The organism is Shewanella phaeophyticola (genome assembly GCF_025398315.1).
Taxonomy (GTDB): domain Bacteria; phylum Pseudomonadota; class Gammaproteobacteria; order Enterobacterales; family Shewanellaceae; genus Shewanella; species Shewanella phaeophyticola.
In genome coordinates, this window is sequence record NZ_JAODOQ010000001.1 from 3,538,158 (window position 1) to 3,559,555 (window position 21,398).

17 protein-coding genes and 6 pseudogenes are annotated in these 21,398 nt (G+C 42.9%); 9 read left to right on the plus strand and 14 right to left on the minus strand.

What is annotated here, in order from left to right; translation table 11 throughout:
• Nucleotides 1-2 precede the first annotated feature (2 nt).
• From rnr to zapE, 7 genes and pseudogenes are all read right to left on the minus strand, one after another.
• Nucleotides 3-2,455 (minus strand): annotated as a pseudogene (rnr, locus tag N4T56_RS16380) (ribonuclease R).
• The gene (locus N4T56_RS16385; RefSeq protein ID WP_261733973.1) at nucleotides 2,456-3,109 is read right to left on the minus strand and encodes a tetratricopeptide repeat protein; all 654 of its coding nucleotides are present in this window, start codon (nucleotides 3,107-3,109) and stop codon (nucleotides 2,456-2,458) included. It lies immediately after the preceding pseudogene.
• Between the two features lie 142 nt (nucleotides 3,110-3,251).
• Nucleotides 3,252-4,547 (minus strand): adenylosuccinate synthase, encoded by a 1,296-nt coding sequence (locus N4T56_RS16390; RefSeq protein WP_261733974.1) that lies wholly within the window; start codon nucleotides 4,545-4,547, stop codon nucleotides 3,252-3,254.
• 69 nt (nucleotides 4,548-4,616) lie between these two features.
• The gene (locus N4T56_RS16395; protein WP_390904129.1) at nucleotides 4,617-4,739 is read right to left on the minus strand and encodes a DUF2065 family protein; all 123 of its coding nucleotides are present in this window, start codon (nucleotides 4,737-4,739) and stop codon (nucleotides 4,617-4,619) included.
• A gap of 512 nt (nucleotides 4,740-5,251) precedes the next feature.
• Nucleotides 5,252-5,644 (minus strand): 30S ribosomal protein S9, encoded by a 393-nt coding sequence (rpsI, locus tag N4T56_RS16400; protein ID WP_160052681.1) that lies wholly within the window; start codon nucleotides 5,642-5,644, stop codon nucleotides 5,252-5,254.
• Between the two features lie 14 nt (nucleotides 5,645-5,658).
• Nucleotides 5,659-6,092, minus strand: a pseudogene (rplM, locus tag N4T56_RS16405) (50S ribosomal protein L13).
• Nucleotides 6,093-6,392: 300 nt separating this feature from the next.
• A pseudogene (zapE, locus tag N4T56_RS16410) lies at nucleotides 6,393-7,507 on the minus strand (cell division protein ZapE).
• Between the two features lie 290 nt (nucleotides 7,508-7,797).
• On the opposite strand from zapE, the gene degQ reads away from it, so the two are divergent.
• The gene (gene degQ, locus N4T56_RS16415) at nucleotides 7,798-9,147 is read left to right on the plus strand and encodes a Do family serine endopeptidase DegQ (RefSeq protein ID WP_261733975.1); all 1,350 of its coding nucleotides are present in this window, start codon (nucleotides 7,798-7,800) and stop codon (nucleotides 9,145-9,147) included.
• Nucleotides 9,148-9,312: 165 nt separating this feature from the next.
• Nucleotides 9,313-10,393 (plus strand): annotated as a pseudogene (gene degS / locus N4T56_RS16420) (outer membrane-stress sensor serine endopeptidase DegS).
• Between the two features lie 98 nt (nucleotides 10,394-10,491).
• Here degS and murA read toward each other — a convergent pair.
• The 7 genes and pseudogenes from murA to N4T56_RS16455 all read right to left on the minus strand — a co-directional run bounded on the left by murA (nucleotide 10,492) and on the right by N4T56_RS16455 (nucleotide 15,197).
• Nucleotides 10,492-11,752: pseudogene (gene murA, locus N4T56_RS16425) on the minus strand (UDP-N-acetylglucosamine 1-carboxyvinyltransferase).
• Between the two features lie 15 nt (nucleotides 11,753-11,767).
• A complete protein-coding gene (locus N4T56_RS16430) occupies nucleotides 11,768-12,019 on the minus strand; it encodes a BolA family protein (RefSeq protein WP_188922399.1) in 252 nt (83 codons plus the stop codon).
• 91 nt (nucleotides 12,020-12,110) lie between these two features.
• On the minus strand, nucleotides 12,111-12,410 hold the full coding sequence (locus N4T56_RS16435) for an STAS domain-containing protein (RefSeq protein ID WP_261733976.1): 300 nt from the start codon (nucleotides 12,408-12,410) through the stop codon (nucleotides 12,111-12,113).
• Entirely contained in the window at nucleotides 12,407-13,006 is a 600-nt protein-coding gene (locus tag N4T56_RS16440) for an MlaC/ttg2D family ABC transporter substrate-binding protein (RefSeq protein ID WP_390904130.1), read from the minus strand. Before N4T56_RS16440 ends, N4T56_RS16435 begins: the two co-directional genes overlap by 4 nt.
• Before the next feature lie 79 nt (nucleotides 13,007-13,085).
• Nucleotides 13,086-13,559, minus strand: a complete 474-nt coding sequence (gene mlaD / locus N4T56_RS16445) for an outer membrane lipid asymmetry maintenance protein MlaD (protein ID WP_188922393.1) — start codon at nucleotides 13,557-13,559, stop codon at nucleotides 13,086-13,088.
• Nucleotides 13,560-13,600: 41 nt separating this feature from the next.
• Nucleotides 13,601-14,359 carry a lipid asymmetry maintenance ABC transporter permease subunit MlaE gene (gene mlaE / locus N4T56_RS16450; protein ID WP_390904131.1) on the minus strand — a complete coding sequence of 253 codons (759 nt, stop codon included), beginning with the start codon at nucleotides 14,357-14,359 and terminating at the stop codon, nucleotides 13,601-13,603.
• A 13-nt stretch (nucleotides 14,360-14,372) separates the two neighbouring features.
• Nucleotides 14,373-15,197: an ATP-binding cassette domain-containing protein gene (locus tag N4T56_RS16455; RefSeq protein ID WP_390904132.1), complete on the minus strand. Its 825-nt coding sequence runs from the start codon at nucleotides 15,195-15,197 to the stop codon at nucleotides 14,373-14,375.
• A 188-nt stretch (nucleotides 15,198-15,385) separates the two neighbouring features.
• On the opposite strand from N4T56_RS16455, the gene N4T56_RS16460 reads away from it, so the two are divergent.
• The 7 genes and pseudogenes from N4T56_RS16460 (at nucleotide 15,386) to N4T56_RS16490 (ending at nucleotide 21,385) form a co-directional block, all read left to right on the plus strand.
• Nucleotides 15,386-16,348 carry a calcium/sodium antiporter gene (locus tag N4T56_RS16460; protein ID WP_261733979.1) on the plus strand — a complete coding sequence of 321 codons (963 nt, stop codon included), beginning with the start codon at nucleotides 15,386-15,388 and terminating at the stop codon, nucleotides 16,346-16,348.
• A 44-nt stretch (nucleotides 16,349-16,392) separates the two neighbouring features.
• Entirely contained in the window at nucleotides 16,393-17,370 is a 978-nt protein-coding gene (locus tag N4T56_RS16465) for a KpsF/GutQ family sugar-phosphate isomerase (protein ID WP_261733980.1), read from the plus strand.
• 2 nt (nucleotides 17,371-17,372) lie between these two features.
• A complete protein-coding gene (kdsC, locus tag N4T56_RS16470; protein ID WP_261733981.1) occupies nucleotides 17,373-17,930 on the plus strand; it encodes a 3-deoxy-manno-octulosonate-8-phosphatase KdsC in 558 nt (185 codons plus the stop codon).
• Complete coding sequence (gene lptC / locus N4T56_RS16475; protein WP_261733982.1) at nucleotides 17,927-18,487, plus strand: LPS export ABC transporter periplasmic protein LptC; 561 nt, start codon at nucleotides 17,927-17,929, stop codon at nucleotides 18,485-18,487. Before kdsC ends, lptC begins: the two co-directional genes overlap by 4 nt.
• Nucleotides 18,474-19,046 carry a lipopolysaccharide transport periplasmic protein LptA gene (gene lptA / locus N4T56_RS16480; RefSeq protein ID WP_261733983.1) on the plus strand — a complete coding sequence of 191 codons (573 nt, stop codon included), beginning with the start codon at nucleotides 18,474-18,476 and terminating at the stop codon, nucleotides 19,044-19,046. The genes lptC and lptA overlap by 14 nt, the downstream gene beginning before the upstream one ends.
• A pseudogene (gene lptB, locus N4T56_RS16485) lies at nucleotides 19,043-19,773 on the plus strand (LPS export ABC transporter ATP-binding protein). Before lptA ends, lptB begins: the two are co-directional and overlap by 4 nt.
• 127 nt (nucleotides 19,774-19,900) lie before the next feature.
• A complete protein-coding gene (locus tag N4T56_RS16490; protein WP_261733984.1) occupies nucleotides 19,901-21,385 on the plus strand; it encodes an RNA polymerase factor sigma-54 in 1,485 nt (494 codons plus the stop codon).
• Nucleotides 21,386-21,398: the final 13 nt, after the last annotated feature.

A 21,398-nucleotide genomic window follows, 5' to 3' on the forward strand; every position in this document is an offset into this window, starting at 1 on the left:
AATTACTTTCTCTTGCTGCGCTTGGCAGGGGTTTTCTTTACTGTAGATTTGGTTTTGCCAGCATCAGATGCATTGTCTTTTGCTGATGATTTTTTAGCGCCAGCAGGCTTTTTCGTACCTGTAGGTTTTGCACCTGAACGACTTTTGCGTGATTTAGGCTTATCCGATTTAACATCAGACTTACCACGAGCCGGTTTTGCCCCTTCAAGGTTAGCGCGCTCCCGTGCAGTCATGACTTTAGCAGTACGTGGCTTTTTACCACTGCCTTTACTGTTGTCACCGACCATCAACAGATCAATTTGACGATCATCTAGATTTACCGCAGCAACCTTCACCGTCACTTGATCACCGACCTGATACACTTGGCGAGTATTTTCACCAATCAAACGCTGACGCATTTGATCAAATTGATAGTAATCACTTGCTAAACTTGATATGTGAACTAATCCATCAATAAACAGCTCATTTAAGCGTACAAACAAACCAAAGCTGGTGACTGAGGCAATGACAGCATCAAAGGTGTCACCTACGTGGTCTTGCATATATTCACATTTAAGCCAATCACTCACATCACGTGTGGCTTCATCAGCGCGGCGTTCGGTGGTTGAACATTCTTCACCGAGTAAATCGAGCTCTTCAATCTGGTAAAGATAACCACCGTCTTGAGTCCACTTGTCAGTCACTTCGCCTTGTTCTTTTGCAAGTAAGTACTTAATCACTCGATGCAAAATTAAATCAGGATAACGACGAATTGGCGAAGTAAAGTGCGAGTAAGCCTCTAATGCCAAGCCGAAGTGACCTTCGTTGTCTGGCGTGTAAATGGCTTGGCGCATTGAACGTAACAGCATGACTTGAATTAACTCAAAATCAGGTCTGTCGGCAATTTTTAACATCAAGTTTTGATAATCGGTGGGTGTCGGTTCTAAACCGCCATCCATGCTTAGGCCGCGCTCAGCTAAAAACTCTTTAAAGTTTGCCAGTTTCTGCTCTGACGGTGCTTCATGGACACGATATAGCACTTCGCCTTTATGCTTTTTAACAAACTTAGCAGAGGCAACGTTAGCTAAAATCATGCACTCTTCGATGATCTTATGCGCCTGATTACGGCCTCTTGGCACAATTTTGTCAATTTTACGATCTTCATTGAAAATGAACTGCGTTTCTAATGTTTCAAATGCAATAGCACCACGTTCAGCTCGGCGCTGATCTAAGGTGAGATACAAAGATTGTAAGCACAGTAAGTGCGGGAACAAGGCTTCGTGTTCAGGTGCAATCAGGCCGCCTTCAAGCATGTCGGCAACTTGCGTATAAGTAAAACGTGCATGCGAGTGCATTACCGCTGGATAAAATTTGGTGCCAGAGAGCTTACCCGCAGCCGAAATAGTCATCTCGGCAACCATACACAGGCGGTCGACATGTGGTTTTAATGAACATAGACCATTTGAGATTTTTTCCGGAAGCATTGGGATCACTTGCGACGGGAAATACACCGAGTTACCACGTGATCGAGCTTCTACATCAAGTGCCGAGTCGGTTCTAACATAATGACTGACATCTGCAATCGCCACCCATAAACGCCAGCCACCACTTGGTTTCGCTTCTGCGTATACCGCATCATCAAAGTCGCGCGCATCTTCTCCGTCGATAGTCACAAGCGGTAAATGGCGTAAATCAACACGCCCCTGTTTATCTTCTTCAGGGACTTCATCAGGAATACGCTTGAGTTTTTTCTCGATAATTGCTGACCAAGTATGGGGTAAATCGTAATTACGTAATGCAATTTCAATTTCCATCCCCGGAGCCATGGTCTTACCCAATACTTCGGTCACTTTAGCTGCGGCTTTAACAAAACGGCCAGGGCGGCGGGTGAGTTCAACCACAACCACATCGCCAGCTCTTGCGCCATTACGATCGTTGTTATCGATTAAAATTTCTTGGGTGATGCGGCGATCATCAGCAATCACAAAGCCCATGCCACCATCAACATGGTAACGGCCGACTAAAGCGGCTGTGCGCTCTTGCACCAAACGGACAATACGTGCTTCACGACGACCACGGCGATCAGTACCGGCTTTTTGGTCAAGACTTTGTCGCCATGAAAATACATCAGCATATCGCGGTTATTAATAAATAGGTCGTCACCGCCCTCGTCTGGCTTAAAAAAGCCAAAACCATCACGATGACCAATAACGCTACCAGACAATAAATCCATACGCTCAGGTAGACCATAGCTTTGACCACGAGTAAACACTAACTGACCGTCACGCTCCATAGCACGCAAGCGTCGGCGCAGCGCCTCTAATGGCTCTTCTTCAGTAATGTTTAATGCTTGTGCTATTTTGTCGCGGCTAACGGGAGACTTTTGTGCACGCAAGTATTCTAAAATGTACTCGCGGCTAGGAATAGGATTGTCGTACTTGTCTTGCTCTCTCTCAAAATGAGGATCGTTGATCATTCAATTTCCAAATAATTCGCTCCATAACGTGGAGCTTCTAACGTGTGTACAGCTGTGACTGCTGGCACCGGCCACTCTACTGGCGGGCATTTTTGCAGCTAACATCTGCAATAAAGACGAGGCCTTTTTCTGCTGGGCATCGTTATCAAATATACTGTTATATAACCAATGATAACCCATTTCGTAATCGGTTGGGCTACCATAACCTTCGCTAAATAAACGTACTAGTAGCATCCTGGCAGAAACATCACCATTGGCGGCTGCGGGTAATACGTACTGTACTGCGCGATTAGGATTTTTAACCACTAGTTTACCGCGATAATAATAATCCGCCAATTTTACCATGGCTTCTGAGCTACCTTGCTCTGCTGATGTTTGCAGTAACATCATACCGCGCGATGGATGTGCAGTAACACACACGCCATTATTTAACATTTCACCCCATAAAAACTGGTACAAGGGTTGTTGTAACACTTCTGCTCTGGCCTCGATGTCTTGCACTAATTGGCAGTCGTCGGCCTTAACACGTTGTAAATACTGTTCGGAGTGGATCAACGAGATCAACTGTTTGTCGCTATAAATATCGACCGCTTCAGTTAAGGCAAATACGTTAACAGAAATAAGGCTTAATAAGGCTAGAGATACACGCAACATATGGATTCTCGATGACACTATGATGACTTATTCATCGGCAGTATAGTGTATTTCTTGAGTTCTACAATCCGACAAAATGCTTTGTAGTCGTTAATAAATTTACGTTGTTCATAAAAAAGGCCGCTTTCGCGGCCTATTTCTTTTACTTGAACGGACTAAGCAAAATCATCGTTTGATTTCTGTCCGGACCCGTAGAGATAATATCAACCGGCGTTTCTAATAATTCTTCGAGACGCTTAATATATTTGATAGCTGCCGCAGGTAACTGCTCGATTGAAGTTGCACCAAAGGTGTTTTCACTCCAACCTGGCATGGTTTCATAAACCGGTGTCACTAGCTCGTAACCTTCAGCTGCTAAAGGAGTCACCTTTTCAACTGTGCCATCTGGATACTCATAGCCTACACAGATTTTAACTTCTTCTAGACCATCTAATACGTCTAGTTTAGTTAAACAGAATCCGCTAACACTGTTGATTTGTACTGCACGGCGCATTGCCACTGCATCTAACCAACCTGGACGACGTTTACGGCCAGTTGTCGCACCAAACTCTTGGCCTTTTTCACCGATGTAATCACCGATTTCATTAGCCAGTTCAGTCGGGAAAGGACCAGCACCAACACGAGTGGTGTACGCTTTCATGATACCAAGCACATAATCTAAATGGCGAGGACCAAAGCCTGAACCTGTCGCAACACCACCAGCGGTCGTGTTTGATGAGGTCACAAATGGATAAGTACCGTGGTCAATATCCAATAATGTACCTTGAGCACCTTCAAATAGAATTGGCTCACCCGCTTTGCGTGCGGTATCAAGCATTTCAGTTACGTCAACACACATGCTCTTTAAGTAGTCAGCAATTGCTAACGCATCGTCAAGAGTCTGTTGATAGTCAACGGCTTCAGCTTGATAGTACTCAGTTAACATGAAGTTATGGTATTTCATGACTTCTTGTAACTTAGTAGCAAACAGTTCTGCATTAAACAAATCGCCGATGCGTAAACCGCGACGCGACACTTTGTCTTCATATGCAGGACCAATACCGCGTCCAGTAGTACCAATGGCATTATTACCACGCGCTTTTTCGCGAGCGATATCAAGTGCACAATGGAATGGAAGAATAAGCGGACATGCTTCAGAGATAAGTAAACGCTCTTCAACAGGGATACCGCGGCCTTTAAGCATGTTGATTTCTTTCATCAACGCGTCAGGCGCTACGACAACACCATTACCGATGATACATTTTACATTGTCACGTAAAATGCCAGACGGAATTAAATGAAGAACGGTTTTTTCACCATCAATTACCAAAGTATGACCAGCATTATGGCCGCCTTGGTAACGAACTACGTATTTTGCCTGTTCTGTTAAAAGGTCGACAATCTTACCTTTGCCTTCGTCACCCCATTGAGTGCCGAGTACGACTACATTTTTGCCCATTATTAGCTGCAACGTCTTGTGGTATAAAATAGAATTTTAACAGATTTTAGTATGTTATAGCCAAGTATTTTATTGAAAAATGATCAATAAAACGACGCCTGCCGTGACTAGACTGCCACCTAAGCGTCTGAGAACATTTTGCTTTTGTGTTGAAAGCTCTAATAAATATTTTTGCCATTGAGTCGGGAAAATAAGCGGATCAAGGCCTCAATAATCAAAACTAAGCCCAACGCTGTCATCAATAACTGTAAACTCATGTATAAAACCTCAACGTTCACTTGCAAAAATACAATCTACTGTTATTGATTATGCGCTAAATAGCACAATGATCTATACCAGCCCGCATTATAATGTGCTCTTTTAGCGAAAATGTTCAGTGCGGTATTCGAGACAGACTTTTCAGGGCATAGTGCGCTCGACAACGGCTCCTGCGTTGTTCTATCTCCAGTATCCATGCAGTCGTACCTTGAAAAGGGCTAAAAAAGAAGACCACGTTGCGCCCTTTGGGGTTGTGCAATCTAAGCAAAATCCATTTAACAAAGAGTAAAACGTTTTTAACTCGAACAAAATTCAACCAGCAAAGTTCAACAGACCCTAGTGACACAGCCTAAAATAGATCACATTCTAATAAGAATTGGTATTACATTTATTTCAGACAATAAAAAACCCAGCATAAGCTGGGTTTTTTGAATCCAAAAAACGAATTAACGCTTAGAGAACTGTGGCTTACGACGTGCTTTACGTAGACCCACTTTCTTACGTTCAACTTTACGAGCATCACGGGTAACAAAACCAGCGGTACGTAGAGTAGGACGTAAAGCTTCATCTAGTTGCATAAGTGCACGGGTAATACCGTGACGAATTGCACCAGCTTGGCCAGTAGTACCACCGCCCTTAACAGTTACATAGATGTCTAACTTTTCAGTCATTTCAACTAACTCTAATGGTTGACGAACAACCATACGAGCAGTTTCACGACCAAAATATACATCTAAAGGACGTTGGTTTACGATGATATTGCCACTACCTGCTTTAGCGAAAACGCGAGCTGTAGATGTTTTGCGACGGCCAGTGCCGTAGTACTGAGTTGCAGACATTTGCTTACTCCCGTTTAGATATCAAGAACTTGTGGTTGTTGTGCAGCATGGTTATGTTCAGTGCCAGCGTAAACTTTAAGCTTACGGAACATAGCACGGCTACCAAAGGACCTTTTGGTAACATACCCTTAACTGCTTTCTCGATAATCATTTCTGGTTTTTGAGCCTGTAGCTTTTCGAAGCTGATTTGCTTGATGCCACCAGGGAAACCTGAATGCGAGTAGTAAATTTTACCAGCTGCTTTGTTACCAGTTACAGTCACTTTTTCAGCATTGATAACGATGATGTAATCACCAGTGTCAACGTGAGGAGTGTATTCTGGCTTATGCTTGCCGCGTAAGCGAGTTGCGATTTCAGTTGCAATACGACCTAAAGTTTTGCCTTCAGCGTCAACAACGAACCAGTCACGAGTAACCGTCTCTGGTGTAGCAGTATATGTAGTCTTCATTATACAAAAACCCAATGTTTAAAATTCTGTCTCACATGCTGAATGCAAATGCAATCAACACAAAATTACCGATTCTTGCCCCTTCGAGCACGAATATTGGCTTACAACTTCCGCCCAATTGGCGGAGTAACGTGGGCAGGGTGCGGATTATACGCAAAGCAGATGCAAAAATCACCTGCTTTTTTGCGAAAAAGATAAAAAATTCGATCGGTTAGCTTCACCTGCCATTCAATCGCTTAATCATCAAGGATACAGTCATTTTGCCGGCAACCTTCAGCCTACCACGATGTCACTAATGGCTTAAGGTAAGTGCTCTAGGGCAAGATAGTCACGCGATTGCATTTCAATTAACCGCGAGACGACAACGTTTAAACTCAAAACTTAATTGGCCATCTGTATAAATGTGTTCTAGTTCTATTTGCGCTGACACAATTAATTTAACGTTACGTTCGTAAAACTCATCAACCATTGCCAAAAATCGTCTGGCGATATCATCACCCGTTTGCTGCGCGCCCATTTGCTCTATTCCACTTAACAATACGGTGTGATAAAGGCAGGCGATTTCCATGTAATCTCGCTGCGAACGCGGATACGTCGCACATGTCTCTAAAATTAATCAACAGTACCCCTTGAGATTGCTGGCGGATATTAATCGCCCGACCGTCAATTTCAATGGCTTCTGTTTGCACTTCAGATTCAGGCGCAAGTTGCGCAAAGTAGTGGAGTAAATTGATATCCGCTTGTTCATCTAATGGATAATGATAGATTTCAGCTTGTTCGAGCGTACGCAGGCGATAATCAATACCAGAGTCAACATTGAGGATCTCACAATGTTGATTAATTAATGCGATTGCCGGTAAAAAACGTGCACGCTGCAAGCCGTTTTTATACAATTCGTCAGGTATGATATTAGATGTAGCAACCAATGCGACCCCTTGCTTAAACAGTTCTTGGAATAATGTTCCTAATAACATGGCGTCGGTAATATCTGATACAAAAAACTCATCAAAACAGATAACCTGATATTGATTAGCCATTTTCTTCGCAATGGTAATCAATGGATCTTGTACCCCTTTTAAACCGTCGAGTTCATGATGTACTTGATGCATAAAACGATGAAAGTGCGCTCGTAATTTACGTTCCCCTGGTAATGCATCATAAAATGTATCCATTAAATACGTTTTGCCGCGCCCAACTCCGCCCCATAAATATAATCCTTTGACAGGTGCTGGCTTGGCTTTTACTCCAACGGCAGAAAACAATTTAGATAAACCAGAACTGGGTTTATTTGCGGCGATGATTTCATCATAAACACGTTGCAATGACTTAACAGCCTGCTCTTGTGCGGCATCATGTGAAAAATCTGCTCGGGTAAGGTCTTGCTGATAATGCTGCCAAGGGGTTAACTGCGCCACGATTACGACTCTCTTACATCAATAAATTACTACGGATAATAACATTAAAAATTCAATACGAGTAACCGCTTAACCGGATCAAATTAAGGTTTGTTAATCAAATTTGAACTAACAAATAACTCGTCACTCTCAATAATTAACTCAGATTAACCCATATTATTGACAGCTTTTATCGCGACGACATGCAGTGTTGTCTACTCTCATTATTAACGATATTTAACTTTGAATTCTTGTAATCAAGCCACATATTTTATTTACAAGCTTGAATGCAATCAGGAGCTACCTAACCTATGAAAACCAAATTAAGCCTACTTTCTGCAGCACTATTAACAGCTTCATTGTCGTTATACCCTGCTGTATCGCAAGCCGCCATTCCGCAAGCGGTTGAAGGTCAAGCCGTACCGAGCTTAGCCCCAATGTTAGAACGCACGACCCCAGCGGTGGTGTCGGTAGCCGTATCGGGCACTCAAGTGTCAAAACAGCGAGTGCCAGATGTGTTTCGTTACTTCTTTGGTCCTAATGCGCCACAAGAACAAGTACAAGAGCGTCCTTTTAGAGGCTTAGGCTCAGGGGTTATTATTGATGCAGCTAAAGGCTACATTGTAACCAACAACCATGTCATCAATGGTGCAGATGATATTCAAATAGGCTTGCATGATGGCCGGGAAATCAAAGCTAAACTCATTGGTGCTGATAAAGAATCGGATATTGCCTTGTTGCAAATTGACGCCAAAAACTTAACCGAAATTAACCAAACCGATTCAGACAATATTCGCGTAGGTGACTTTGCTGTGGCAATTGGTAATCCATTTGGTTTAGGACAAACCGTCACCTCAGGTATTGTTAGTGCGCTAGGCCGCAGTGGTTTAGGCATCGAAATGCTTGAAAACTTTATTCAAACCGACGCGGCCATTAATAGTGGTAACTCAGGTGGAGCTTTAGTTAACTTAAACGGTGAGCTTATCGGTATTAACACCGCAATTGTGGCGCCCAATGGCGGCAACGTAGGCATCGGTTTTGCTATTCCAGCCAACATGGTTCATAACTTGGTAGATCAAATTATTGAACATGGTGAAGTACGCCGAGGTGTATTAGGGGTTTCTGGCCGTGACTTAGACAACGAGCTGGCAAAAGCTTTTGGCCTAGACACACAACACGGTGGTTTTGTTAACGAAGTCATGCCGAAAAGTGCCGCCGATAAAGCGGGGTTAAAAGCCGGCGACATTATTGTCAGCATTAATGGACGTAGTATTAAGAGCTTCCAAGAGTTACGCGCTAAAGTCGCCACCATGGGTGCAGGCGCCGAAGTTGAATTTGGCATTATTCGCGATGGTGACAAGAAAACCATTAACGCCACCTTAGGTGAAGCAGACAAAGTTGAAGCAGAAGCTGGCAACGTGCATCCTATGTTGCAAGGTGCGACATTAGAAGACAGTAAAAAAGGTATTGAGATCACCGAAATTGCTCAAGGTTCACCCGCTGCCATGAGTGGCTTGCAAGAAGGAGATGTAATTGTCGGATTAAACCGCACTAAAATTTCCAGCCTAAAAGCATTAAAAGAAGCACTGGAAGACCAGCAAAGTTCAGTGGCGTTAAAGATTTTAAGAGACAACAATTTACTGTATTTAGTTTTACGTTAAGTCGTTAAAAGTAAATTATTCGTTTCGATTTACAGCCCGTCATTACCACGCTGTTAATGAGTGTGAACTGACTTGAAGATTTGAGCATCGGTGCAAGCTTGGCCGATGCTTAATTTTTTGAGCTATGTTAAGATAAAGTTCATATTTTTCAACAAATGTCAGGCTATGAATTTAAAAGACACGTGCATCTATATTGTAAAAGCTATGACATTTGGCCTGATCATGGCAGCTGTTTTTTTAGTGATCACATCGATTCTACCTAACCATTCCCTTAATACAGGATTGTCTTCCGTACACAGTGGTGGCGCTGAGCTGTCTTTTGCCAAAGCCGTTCGCCGTGCAGCACCTGCTGTGGCCAATATTTACAGCCTAAGCATTGACCAACGTAACCCTTTAAACGCAAGTTCACTTCAAGGCTTGGGCTCTGGGGTAATTATGAGCAAAGATGGATACGTGCTGACCAATTACCATGTGATTAAAAAAGCTGATGAAATTGTCATAGCACTTCAAGATGGGCGTAAATTTACCGCTGAAGTCGTTGGCTCCGATCCCGTAACAGATTTAGCCGTACTCAAAATTGAAGGCGATAACCTACCTATTGTACCGTTTAATCTCAACAATCCAGCGCAAGTAGGCGATGTAGTATTAGCTATTGGTAATCCGTACAACATCGGCCAAACCATTACCCAAGGTATTATCAGTGCCACTGGACGAAATGGGTTAAGTTCTGGTTATTTAGACTTTTTACAAACCGACGCAGCCATTAATGCAGGCAACTCAGGTGGCGCATTAATCGACACTAATGGCGAATTAATCGGCATTAACACGGCCGCCTTCCAGGTAGGCGGCGATAATGGCGGTAATGGCATTAGCTTTGCTATTCCCATAAAATTGTACTCATAGCATTATGGACAAATTAATAAAACATGGCCGCGTGATCCGTGGTGCGCTGGGCATTTCTGGTGAGCCAATTAACCAGGTCGTTGCACAAATTCTAAACCTACCCGATATGAAAGGGGTATTGGTCACAGGTGTTGACCCAGAGTGCTCAGCCGCTCGCGCAGGTTTAGCCCCTCGAGATGTGATAACCCAATATAATGGTGAAGACGTTCCCGGTGTTGAAATGCTGTTAGACAGAATTGCAGAAACGCCACCAGGCACCAGAATAGACATGGTCATCATTCGTGAAGGTAAAACTCAAACCTTCCCGGTTATTATTGCAGAAAAAATTAATGAGCCTGAATGATCACCTTTATTCAATATTCATATTAAACAAATAAAATTAGCACATAAAAAAAGCCATTCAACTCATCATTGAATGGCTTTTTTGTACAGCCATGAACGCTATTTAACGCGTACCACTTCTGCACCTAAACCTTGAAACTTAGCTTCGATATGTTCATAACCACGGTCTAAATGGTAAATACGATCGACGGTCGTGATACCGTCTGCCATTAGTGCCCGCAATCACTAAGCTTGCTGATGCACGTAAATCGGTTGCCATTACTTGAGCACCATTTAAACGTTCAATACCGTGGATAATACACGTATTACCTTCGAGTTCGATGTCAGCGCCCATGCGGCTCATTTCTGGTACATGCATAAAGCGGTTTTCAAAAATGGTCTCAGTCACACGACCGGTGCCTTCAGCAAGGGCATTTAATACACAAAACTGCGCTTGCATGTCGGTAGGAAATGCAGGGTATGGCGCGGTTTTAATGTTAACAGCCTTAGGTCGTTGCCCTTGCATATCAAGCTCAATCCAATCTTCACCCGTTGCGATGGTCGCGCCAGCATCTTCAAGCTTGATTAATACAGCTTCGAGTGCACTAGGGTCGGCAGACAAACAACGAATTTTGCCACGCGTGACAGCCGCGGCAACTAAGAACGAACCTGTTTCAATGCGGTCAGGCATAACACGGTATTCGCAACCCGATAAACGCTCAACGCCTTCAATCGTTAATGTTGCAGTACCGATGCCTGAGATTTTAGCGCCCATAGCTACTAAGCAATTCGCTAAATCGGTGACTTCTGGCTCACGAGCAGCGTTTTCAATAACCGTTGTACCGTCGGCAAGTGATGCAGCCATTAATAGGTTTTCTGTTGCGCCAACACTCACCATATCCATAAAGATATGTGCACCTTTAAGACGACCATCTACACGAGCTTTAATGTAGCCTTCTTTCACTTCGATCTTAGCGCCCATCAGCTCTAAACCGTGTAAGTGTAAATTTACAGGGCGCGCACCAATCGCACAACCACCAGGTAAAGACACATCTGCAGTTCCATAGCGCGCAAGTAATGGATCAAGGATCAAGATTGAAGCACGCATGGTTTTAACTAAATCATACGGGGCACAATATTCATTTAAATTGGTGGTCGAAATACGCACGCAGCTATTTTCAAGCTGATCAACTTCGGCACCTAAGCAACGTAGTAACTCACAACTGGTGTTGACGTCTCGTAAATTAGGCACGTTTGAGACAATAAAATCTGTTTCGGCTAATACGCCTGCCATTAAAATAGGCAATGCCGCATTTTTAGCACCCGAGATCACGACTTCACCAGCAAGCGGTTTGCTGGCTTTAATAGTTAATTTATCCACTGTGAATCTCAGTACTTACATATTGAAAAGTTTTTCACGCTTCCACTGGGTAGGCGTAAATGTTTTGATGGTTAGCGCGTGTAGTTCGCCACTGGCAATTTGTTCTGAAAGTGGAGCATAAATAGCTTGTTGCTGTTTTACGCGGCTCATGCCATCGAAGCACTCACCAACAGCAACCACTTTGTAATGACTACCATCTGAAGTCACATGGGCTTCTGTTAATGACAGTGCATCTGTCAACATTTGTTCAATAACCTTGCAATCCATGAAATCTATTACCTTTACTTGTCAATCTGATGCTTATAAAACTGGCACTTATAAACTCGTATTTATACAACGAAAACGGCTACAACTATAACTATGTCTGGCTAAAAAAAGCGTCTAAATCGTATAGCTCAATCATTTTTTTGAGCTGCTCGCTGGGGTTAACCAACTGTCGCGATGCGCAGTCTTTTTTACTGCCAGAATGAGTTAATCGAACCAATGCCAGTAATAACGCTACACCAGCACTGTCTACATATTCTAGGGCAGACAAGTCTATCACTTGGGTTGTATCAGTAAACAACTGTTGGCGTTTTGGCCATAATTGTTTTACTTCAACCTGCGTTAAGCGTCCGCTAACGAAGCACTGCTGCTCTTGTTGATTAAAGTTAATCACGCTGCTGCAGCTTCTTTAATTGGTTGACGATCGATTTTTTGCTTGGTTTTATCATTCAACATTGAAATCACAGCTTCAATACCTTGCTGACGGATCAAGTTAGAAATTTCAGACTGTTTAGAAGCTAATAAGCTTACGCCTTCTGCAACAAGATCAAATGCTTTCCAAGTATCGTCTTTTAAACGACGGGCTTTAAATTGAATTTTGATCGGTGGGCGACCTTTTTCAATAATTTGCACGTTAATTTCAACAATTTTTTCATCGCTAAAATCACTCGCAGGATCAAACTCAACAGTCTGGTTTGTGTATTCGGTTAACGCTTGGGCATACGTTGCCACTAAGTAGCCTTCAAATGCTTCAACAAAACGATCACGTTGATCAGGTGTAGTGTCACGTAAATACTGCCCCATTACTTTGTATGCTGCATATTTATAATCCACGTATGGCATTAATTCTTCATTTACTATCACTTTTAAATGACTTAAATCGCTATCGATTAATGCCCTATCTTGCTTAAAACGATCAAATGTCTTGTTGGCAACTTGTTTGATCATTTCATATGGGTCATTGAGGTTAATCTCGTCATTAGCCGCCATCACACTAGAGCTAATTGCCGCACTAGCAATTAAACATACAGCCATTACACGATGAAAAAGTGCCTTCATTATAGAGCTCCTAATTGTCTTTAGACGACATACTGTATAAAAGTTGACCAATTAAATCTTCGAGAATCAATGCGCCGCGTGTATCATGAACCTTATCGCCATCTACCAGCATAGCAATATCATCATCCATAAAGCCTGGAGTTAAACCAATAAACTGCTCACCTAATAAACCTGAAGTCAAAATAGCTAAACTGCTGGTTTCAGGGAACTCATCATAGCGCTTGTCCATCGTTAACGTCACCACAGGGATCAGCTTACGAGTATCTAAGGTAATGTCTGTCACACGACCAACAACCACCCCACCTACTTTGACTGGTGAGCGTACTTTTAATCCACCGATATTATTGAACTCGGCAACTAATGTATAAGTTTGGTCACTTGACTTGACTTCTACATTAGCAACATTAAATACCAATGCACAAAAGGCCAACAAACCTGACAATAAAAACACGCCTACTAGTAACTCAATTTTCCGTGTCAACATACTCTTAAACCACTTCAATTAAACTAAACAATGAAAAAACCTTAATTTCCGAACATGATTGCAGTAAGCAAAAAGTCCAGCGCTAAAACAGCTAAACTGGCCTGCACAACCGTTGAAGTTGTCGCCCGGCTAATACCTTCTGGGTTGGGTTGTACTTCGTATCCTCTGTACAAGGCTATCCAAGTCACCACGACACCAAAAATAACACTCTTAATCAAGCTGTTAACAATATCCTGTTCCCACTCTACAGATGCTTGAAGAATTGACCAAAATGCACCGCTATCAATGCCTTTCCATTCAACACCCACCAGATGGCCGCCCATAATGCCCACTAAACTGAACATCAAAGCAAGCAGAGGCATACTGATCACCCCAGCCCAAAAACGAGGGGCAATGATCTGTCGTAAAGGATCAATTGCCATCATCTCTAAGCTAGATAACTGTTCAGTCGATTTCATTAAACCAATCTCTGCCGTTAGCGCAGATCCTGCTCGGCCAGCAAACAGTAATGCGGCAACCACTGGACCAAGTTCACGTAACAAACTGAGCGCCACCATTGTGCCCAAACTTTCTTCCGTACCAAAGCCAACAAGAATATTGTAGCCCTGCAACGCTAACACCATGCCGATAAACAAACCCGATACCAGGATAATCACCATGGAGCGCACACCCAGCACATATATTTGCTTAGTAAGTAGTGGCAAACCTTTTTTAACATTAGGCACACGTACCACTGCACCCCACAGCATTAAACCAGCTCGGCCTAATCCGGATATTATCTTTAACGCATATTTGCCCATGTCGGCAATATTATCAATTACGCCCACGCAATAACTCCTCTTGATAATCCTCGGCAGGATAATGAAATGGTACCGGACCATCTGGCGCGCCTTGGATAAACTGAATTAATTGCGGGTTATCAGACAAGCGCAATTGCTCTGGCGTTCCATGTGCAATCACTTTTTTTTCTGCAATCACATACACATAATCTGCAATACCCAGTACTTCATCTACGTCGTGAGACACCACAACAGAAGTGAGTTTAAGCGTATCTGAGAGCTCACGAATTAATTTTACGAGCATCCCCATTGAAATAGGATCCTGACCCGCAAAAGGCTCGTCGTACAAAATCATTTCAGGCTCAAGCGCAATTGCCCGAGCAAGTGCAGCACGACGCTGCATACCACCAGAAAGCTCGTTAGGCATTAAATAAGCGACTCCGCGAAGTCCCACTGCTTGTAATTTCATCAGCACAATTGAACGAATAATTTCTTCAGGTAACCCCGAATGCTCTCTTAATGCAAACGCGACATTATCGAATACATTTAAATCGGTAAACATCGCACCGCTTTGAAAAAGCATGCTCATGCGTTTACGTAACTCAAATAACTCTTCACGCTTTAATTTATGTACATCTTGGCCATCAAATAAAATATGACCACTATTGGGTGTAAGTTGCCCACCAATCAATTTTAATAACGTCGTTTTACCTATACCGCTAGAGTCCATAATAGCGGTCACTTTACCTTTAGGTATCGTTAACGAAATATCTTTATAAATCACTCGAGAACCATGACTAAAAGCCAAATGGTTAATCTCGACCAAAGGGGAATTATTTGATTTACTCATATCAGGCATCGGAGTTGAGGAGATCACAACCTTCCTTAAAAAAAGATGAAGCGCAAATTGTACTGTAATTGTCCATTGAGCGACAACTATATCCACATAACCAAAGCTCATTGTTAATACAATTAGTGCACAATGCTTTCAATTTAGTGAAAATCCAGCGAAAATGCCCGCTAATTATTTACCATCATGGGAATCACATGCTAGTTAATATCCTAATGCTAATTGTAGGGCTTGCTGTTTTAGTGTGGAGTGCGGATAGATTTGTATACGGTGCAGCTGCATTTGCGCGTAATTTAGGCTTACCGCCAATGCTAATTGGACTCACCATCGTAGCGATGGGCAGCTCAGCCCCAGAGATGTTTGTTGCCGCGAGCGCATCAATGAATGATATGCGTAACACCGCAGTCGGCAACGTTTTAGGCTCAAACATTGCCAACATTACCTTAATTTTAGGATTAACCGCATTACTCGGTGCGATTAGTGTAGGGTCAAAAACCTTAAAGCGTGAAATTCCCTTAATGTTAGCGGCTACGGTATTCGCGGGCTACGCATTACATGACGGCCTGTTAACCCGTGCTGAAGGCATTATGTTAACCATCTTATTTTTTGGCTTAATGGGCTTTTTCATTTGGCAAGCCACTAGCAATAAAGCGGTAGATACCTTAGATGAAGACCTTGAGTCTGAGATCCCTAAAAACGTCCCTACCTTTCGTGCTATCATTTGGCTGCTAGTTGGGATTATATTACTTCCTCTATCAGCGGGTTGGATGGTTGACGGCGCGGTAGGAATTGCAAAATTTTATGGATTATCTGATTTAGTCATTGGACTGACTATTATTGCGGTTGGTACAAGCTTACCCGAGTTGGCAGCTTGCATTGCTGGCGTATTAAAAAAGGAAGATGATTTAGCGATTGGTAATATCGTTGGTTCAAACTTATTTAATATTCTAGCGGTACTTGCTATACCTGCATTGATTGCCCCAGGCGAAATCGATGCACAAGCCAGCGGTAGAGATTTCTACATGGTATTGGGAACCAGTGCTGCACTGGCCGTTTTAGTGTTATCTAGTGGTGCTAAAAAACAACTGACCCGTTGGCATGGCGCCCTGTTATTAATCACCTTTATTGCGTACCAAATTATTGTATTTCAATCTCATTAGATTGGAGCAAAAAGGTATAGTCTAAAGCTAAAAGAGAGACACTCATGGTAGATCAAACTCAATTTCGCCAATGGGGCCGTAAAGTTATCGATATCGAAAAAGCGGCATTAGATCATTTATATCAATACGTCGACTCCGTTGAATTTGGCCAAGCCTGCGAGCTGATCATGCAATGTAAAGGCAAAGTCATTGTGATGGGTATGGGTAAATCAGGCCATATTGGTAATAAAATATCAGCCACCTTTGCGAGTACCGGCACTCCAGCCTTTTTTGTACATCCCGGTGAAGCTAGTCACGGCGACTTAGGCGCTTTAGACAAAAATGATATCGTACTGGCGATTTCTAACTCTGGCGAATCAAGTGAAATTTTAACCTTACTACCTGTGATTCAACGCATGGGTGTACCGGTCATTTCAGTTACCGGCAAACCTGAGTCAAACATGGCTCGACTCGCTAAAATTCATCTGTGCATTCAAGTACAAGAAGAGGCCTGCCCGCTTGGGTTAGCTCCGACATCAAGCACTACCGCGACTCTTGCGATGGGTGATGCTTTAGCTATCGCATTACTGCAAGCAAAAGGCTTTACCCGAGACGATTTTGCCTTATCACACCCCGGCGGTGCTTTAGGGCGTAAACTGTTGCTAAAAGTAGAAGATGTGATGCATCAAGGTGACAGCTTACCGAGTGTAAGTGATGACATCTGCATTACCGATGCGCTGTATGAAATATCGAAAAAAGGCTTGGGTATGACTGCCGTTGTCGACAAAGCCAATACCTTAGTGGGTATTTTTACCGACGGTGATTTACGGCGTATTATTGATGCTGAAGTGAACTTACGCACCACATCAATTGCCCAAGTGATGACGCAAAATTGCGTGACCAGTCCAAGCGGTATCTTGGCAGCAAAAGCATTACAAATTATGGAAGAAAAAAACATTAACGGATTGATTGTCGTTAACCAACAGCATCAACCGATCGGCGCATTAAATATGCTCGATATGGTTAAAGCAGGAGTGATTTAACCATGTCAGATACACATCACGGCTTTTATGGCTCGGTCAGCGACGATATTTGGCAACGAGCTAAAAAAATTAAACTGCTCATTTGCGATGTTGACGGCGTCTTTTCTGACGGACGTATTTATTTAAGCAATGCAGGCGAAGAGCTAAAAGCATTCCACACTCGTGATGGTTATGGTGTACGTTCAGTATTAACCAGTGGCATACATGTTGCCGTGATTACAGGGCGTAAATCAAAAATTGTTGAAACCCGCATGACAGCGCTTGGGGTTAAACATATTTATCAAGGCATCGACAATAAATTTGAACCATTTGAACAATTACTTTCTCTCTACAATGTGACTGCCGATGAAGTCGCCTACATTGGAGACGACATGGTCGATTTACCCGTAATGAAAGTAGTGGGTTTAGCAGTGTGTGTTGCTGATGGTCATCCATTTGTAAAACAACATTGCCATATGATCACCACTATCAATGGCGGCCATGGTGCCCTGCGTGAACTCACGGATCTTTTATTACTAAGCCAGGATAAATTTACTCGCGCCCACGGTATGAGTATATGAACAGAGTCACTCTAGGGATTGCTGCTTTTTTTGGCCTTGCCTTTGTGTTGTATTGGCAAGCCCAAGTAAAGCGTAGCGAAATGGATGCGATTAAAGTAGTAGGAATAGAACGGCCTGACTTTATTGCCGACAATTTACGTACTACTGAATTTAACAAACAAGGGTTAATTGCCAGTAAAGTATCGGCAAAACACATGGAACATTATGATTCAAGTGATACCACTCACTTTACTGAGCCTGTGTATTTAATTTACCCGGAAAATGGCAAAGCCCAATGGCAACTTAGTGCCGACCGAGGTCAATTAAATAAACAGACCAATAAAGTCATCTTAGAAAATAATGTTATTATTGATGCCATTGATATTGAAGAGCCTTTACAGTCACTGACCACACAAACAGTCACATTAGATCTGTCCACCATGATAGGCAACTCACAAGAGATGGTGTATATCAAAGGCAAAGGATTTATGATTCAAGGTTTAGGCTTGCATGCTGACTTGAATACCCAAAAATTATCGCTACTAAGTAAAGTAGAAGGAACATATGAGCCACAATAATCGTTACTCTCGCGCCCTATTACTAAGCGGCTTAGTTTGCATGCTGAGCATTCCAGCAATGGCAAAGCAAGGTGATCTCAAACAAGAATTAAAAATCTCCTCTGTAAGCCAGTCTGCTGACATTAAAAACAATCAAATTATTTTTAATGGTCCGGTAACCATTGTGCAAGGCACCATCAATATTAATGCCGACGAACTACGCGCCTTCACGCCAGAAAACAGCACATCAAAAAGACTCATCGCTACAGGTAAACCTGCGACCTTCTCTCAAGAGTTAGACGATGGCAATATTGGTACTGCAAGTGCCAATGAAATCACTTACGACCTAGCAACGACCACATTAACCTTGTCAGGTAATGCTAAGCTTAATCAAGCAGGTAGCCAAGTGACGGGGAATCGTATTAAGTACAATATTACCGCTCAAGAATTAGTTGCCGAAAGCACCGGCACAGGTCAAGACAGGGTTATTACTATTATCCAACCTGATAATTTCCAAAACGAGTCAGCACCAAAACAAAAGCTGCCTGAGATCCCAGTCAACAAGCAGATCAAACCATGACCCAAATTACCTTAACCGCAGAAAACCTAGCCAAAAGCTACAAAGCCCGTCAAGTTGTTAAGGATGTAAGCTTAACGGTTAAAACAGGGCAAATTGTTGGTTTGCTTGGCCTAACGGCGCAGGTAAAACCACCACATTTTATATGGTCGTTGGCCTAGTAAAAAGCGACAAAGGGCGTATTTTAATTGATAAAGACGACCTAACATCTGATCCCATGCACCTTAGAGCTCGCAAAGGCATAGGCTACTTACCTCAAGAAGCCAGTATTTTCCGCAAGCTAACAGTGCATGACAATATCATGGCGGTATTACAAACTCGCAAAGAGCTAAACACAGATCAACGCATTGAACAGCTTGAGCACTTGCTAGAAGAGTTTCATATTACTCATATTCGCGACAGTCAGGGTATGTCTTTGTCTGGTGGTGAGCGCCGTCGGGTTGAAATTGCACGCGCATTGGCGGCAAACCCAAAATTTATTTTGCTCGACGAACCCTTTGCTGGTGTTGACCCTATTTCGGTTATCGACATCAAAAAAATCATACAACAACTGAAAAGTCGGGGTTTAGGTGTATTAATTACCGACCATAACGTACGAGAAACACTCGACGTTTGTGAGCGCGCTTACATTGTAAGCCAGGGTAATTTAATTGCCGAAGGTACGCCAGACGAGATCTTGAGCAATCAACAAGTTCGGGAAGTGTACTTAGGTGAACAATTCAAGCTATAGTTAGCCTATCTACTTCATCTCATTGAACGATACCTAAACAGAACTAAACATCATTGACTTACGTGGCAATCTATTACAGTTTTCAAGATTGTCATCTTTATGAAAATCATCTGGGGATAAGCGGTAAATGAAAGCGTCACTCCAACTTAAAATGGGTCAGCATCTCACTATGACCCCACAATTGCAGCAAGCCATTCGCTTACTGCAATTATCTTCATTGGAGCTACAGCAAGAAATCCAACAAGCATTGGACTCAAACCCATTGCTTGAAATAGAAGATGAGTTTTCTCAAGCCAAAGATCCTATAAAAGAAAATCACGATCAATCAGACACCGATTTCAGCGATAACAGCACCGTTAATGTTGAGAAAGACACATCATCTGTCGACACCACTGAATCAATGAGCAAAGAAACCATGGACGATTTGCCCATGGATACCACGTGGGACGAAGTCTATACCGCCTCACCTATGTCTGGATCAGGCAGTGCGAGCATGCGCGATGACGACATGCCGTTTCAAGGCGAAACCACTGAAGGATTATATGAACATTTAGAATGGCAAAAGAACCTTACGCCGTTTTCTGACACTGACTTAGCCATTGCAACCGCCATTATCGACGCCATTGATGAACGTGGTTACTTAACGCAAAGTACCGAAGAAATTTTGGAAGCGATGGGTGATGAAAACGTTGAGCTAGACGAAGTAGAAGCCGTACTTAAACGTGTTCAACACTTTGACCCTGTGGGCGTTGCTGCACGCGATTTAAGCGAATGCCTATTAATCCAATTAGCACAATACGCCAGCGACACACCATATATCGAAAACGCACGTATTTTGATCAAAGACTACTTAGATTTGATCGCTGGCCGTGATTTTAGATTACTAATGCGTAAAACCCGTCTTAAAGAAGATGATTTACGCGACGCCATCGGCTTGATCCAGTCACTCAATCCACGCCCAGGCTTATTAATCACCGCCACGGATGACGAATACGTAATCCCTGATGTGACCGTGCTGAAAAAAAATGGCCGCTGGGTGGTTGAATTAAACCCAGACAATATGCCCAAAATTGGGGTTAATCAACAATACGCAGCCATGGCGCGTAGCAGCAAAAACCCGTCGGACACCCAATTTATACGTGGGCATTTACAAGAAGCAAAGTGGTTTATAAAAAGCCTTGAAAGCCGTAACGACACCCTATTAAAAGTGGCAAATTGCATCGTGCAATTCCAGCAAGGCTTTTTTGAATACGGTGAAGAAGCCATGAAACCCATGGTATTAAACGACATTGCTGAAGCCGTCGAAATGCACGAATCAACCATTTCACGGGTAACAACACAAAAATACATGCACACCCCACGAGGGTTATTTGAGCTAAAATACTTTTTCTCAAGCCATGTCAGCACTGACGATGGCGGAGAATGCTCATCAACAGCAATCCGTGCTTTTATTAAAAAGCTGGTTGCTGCTGAAAACCAGAAAAAGCCACTTAGCGACAGCAAAATGGCGCAACTTCTGGCAGAACAGGGGATCAATGTTGCTCGTCGTACGATTGCAAAATACCGTGAGGCAATGATGATACCGCCCTCGAACCAACGTAAGAGTTTATAAATTTACTCAACAA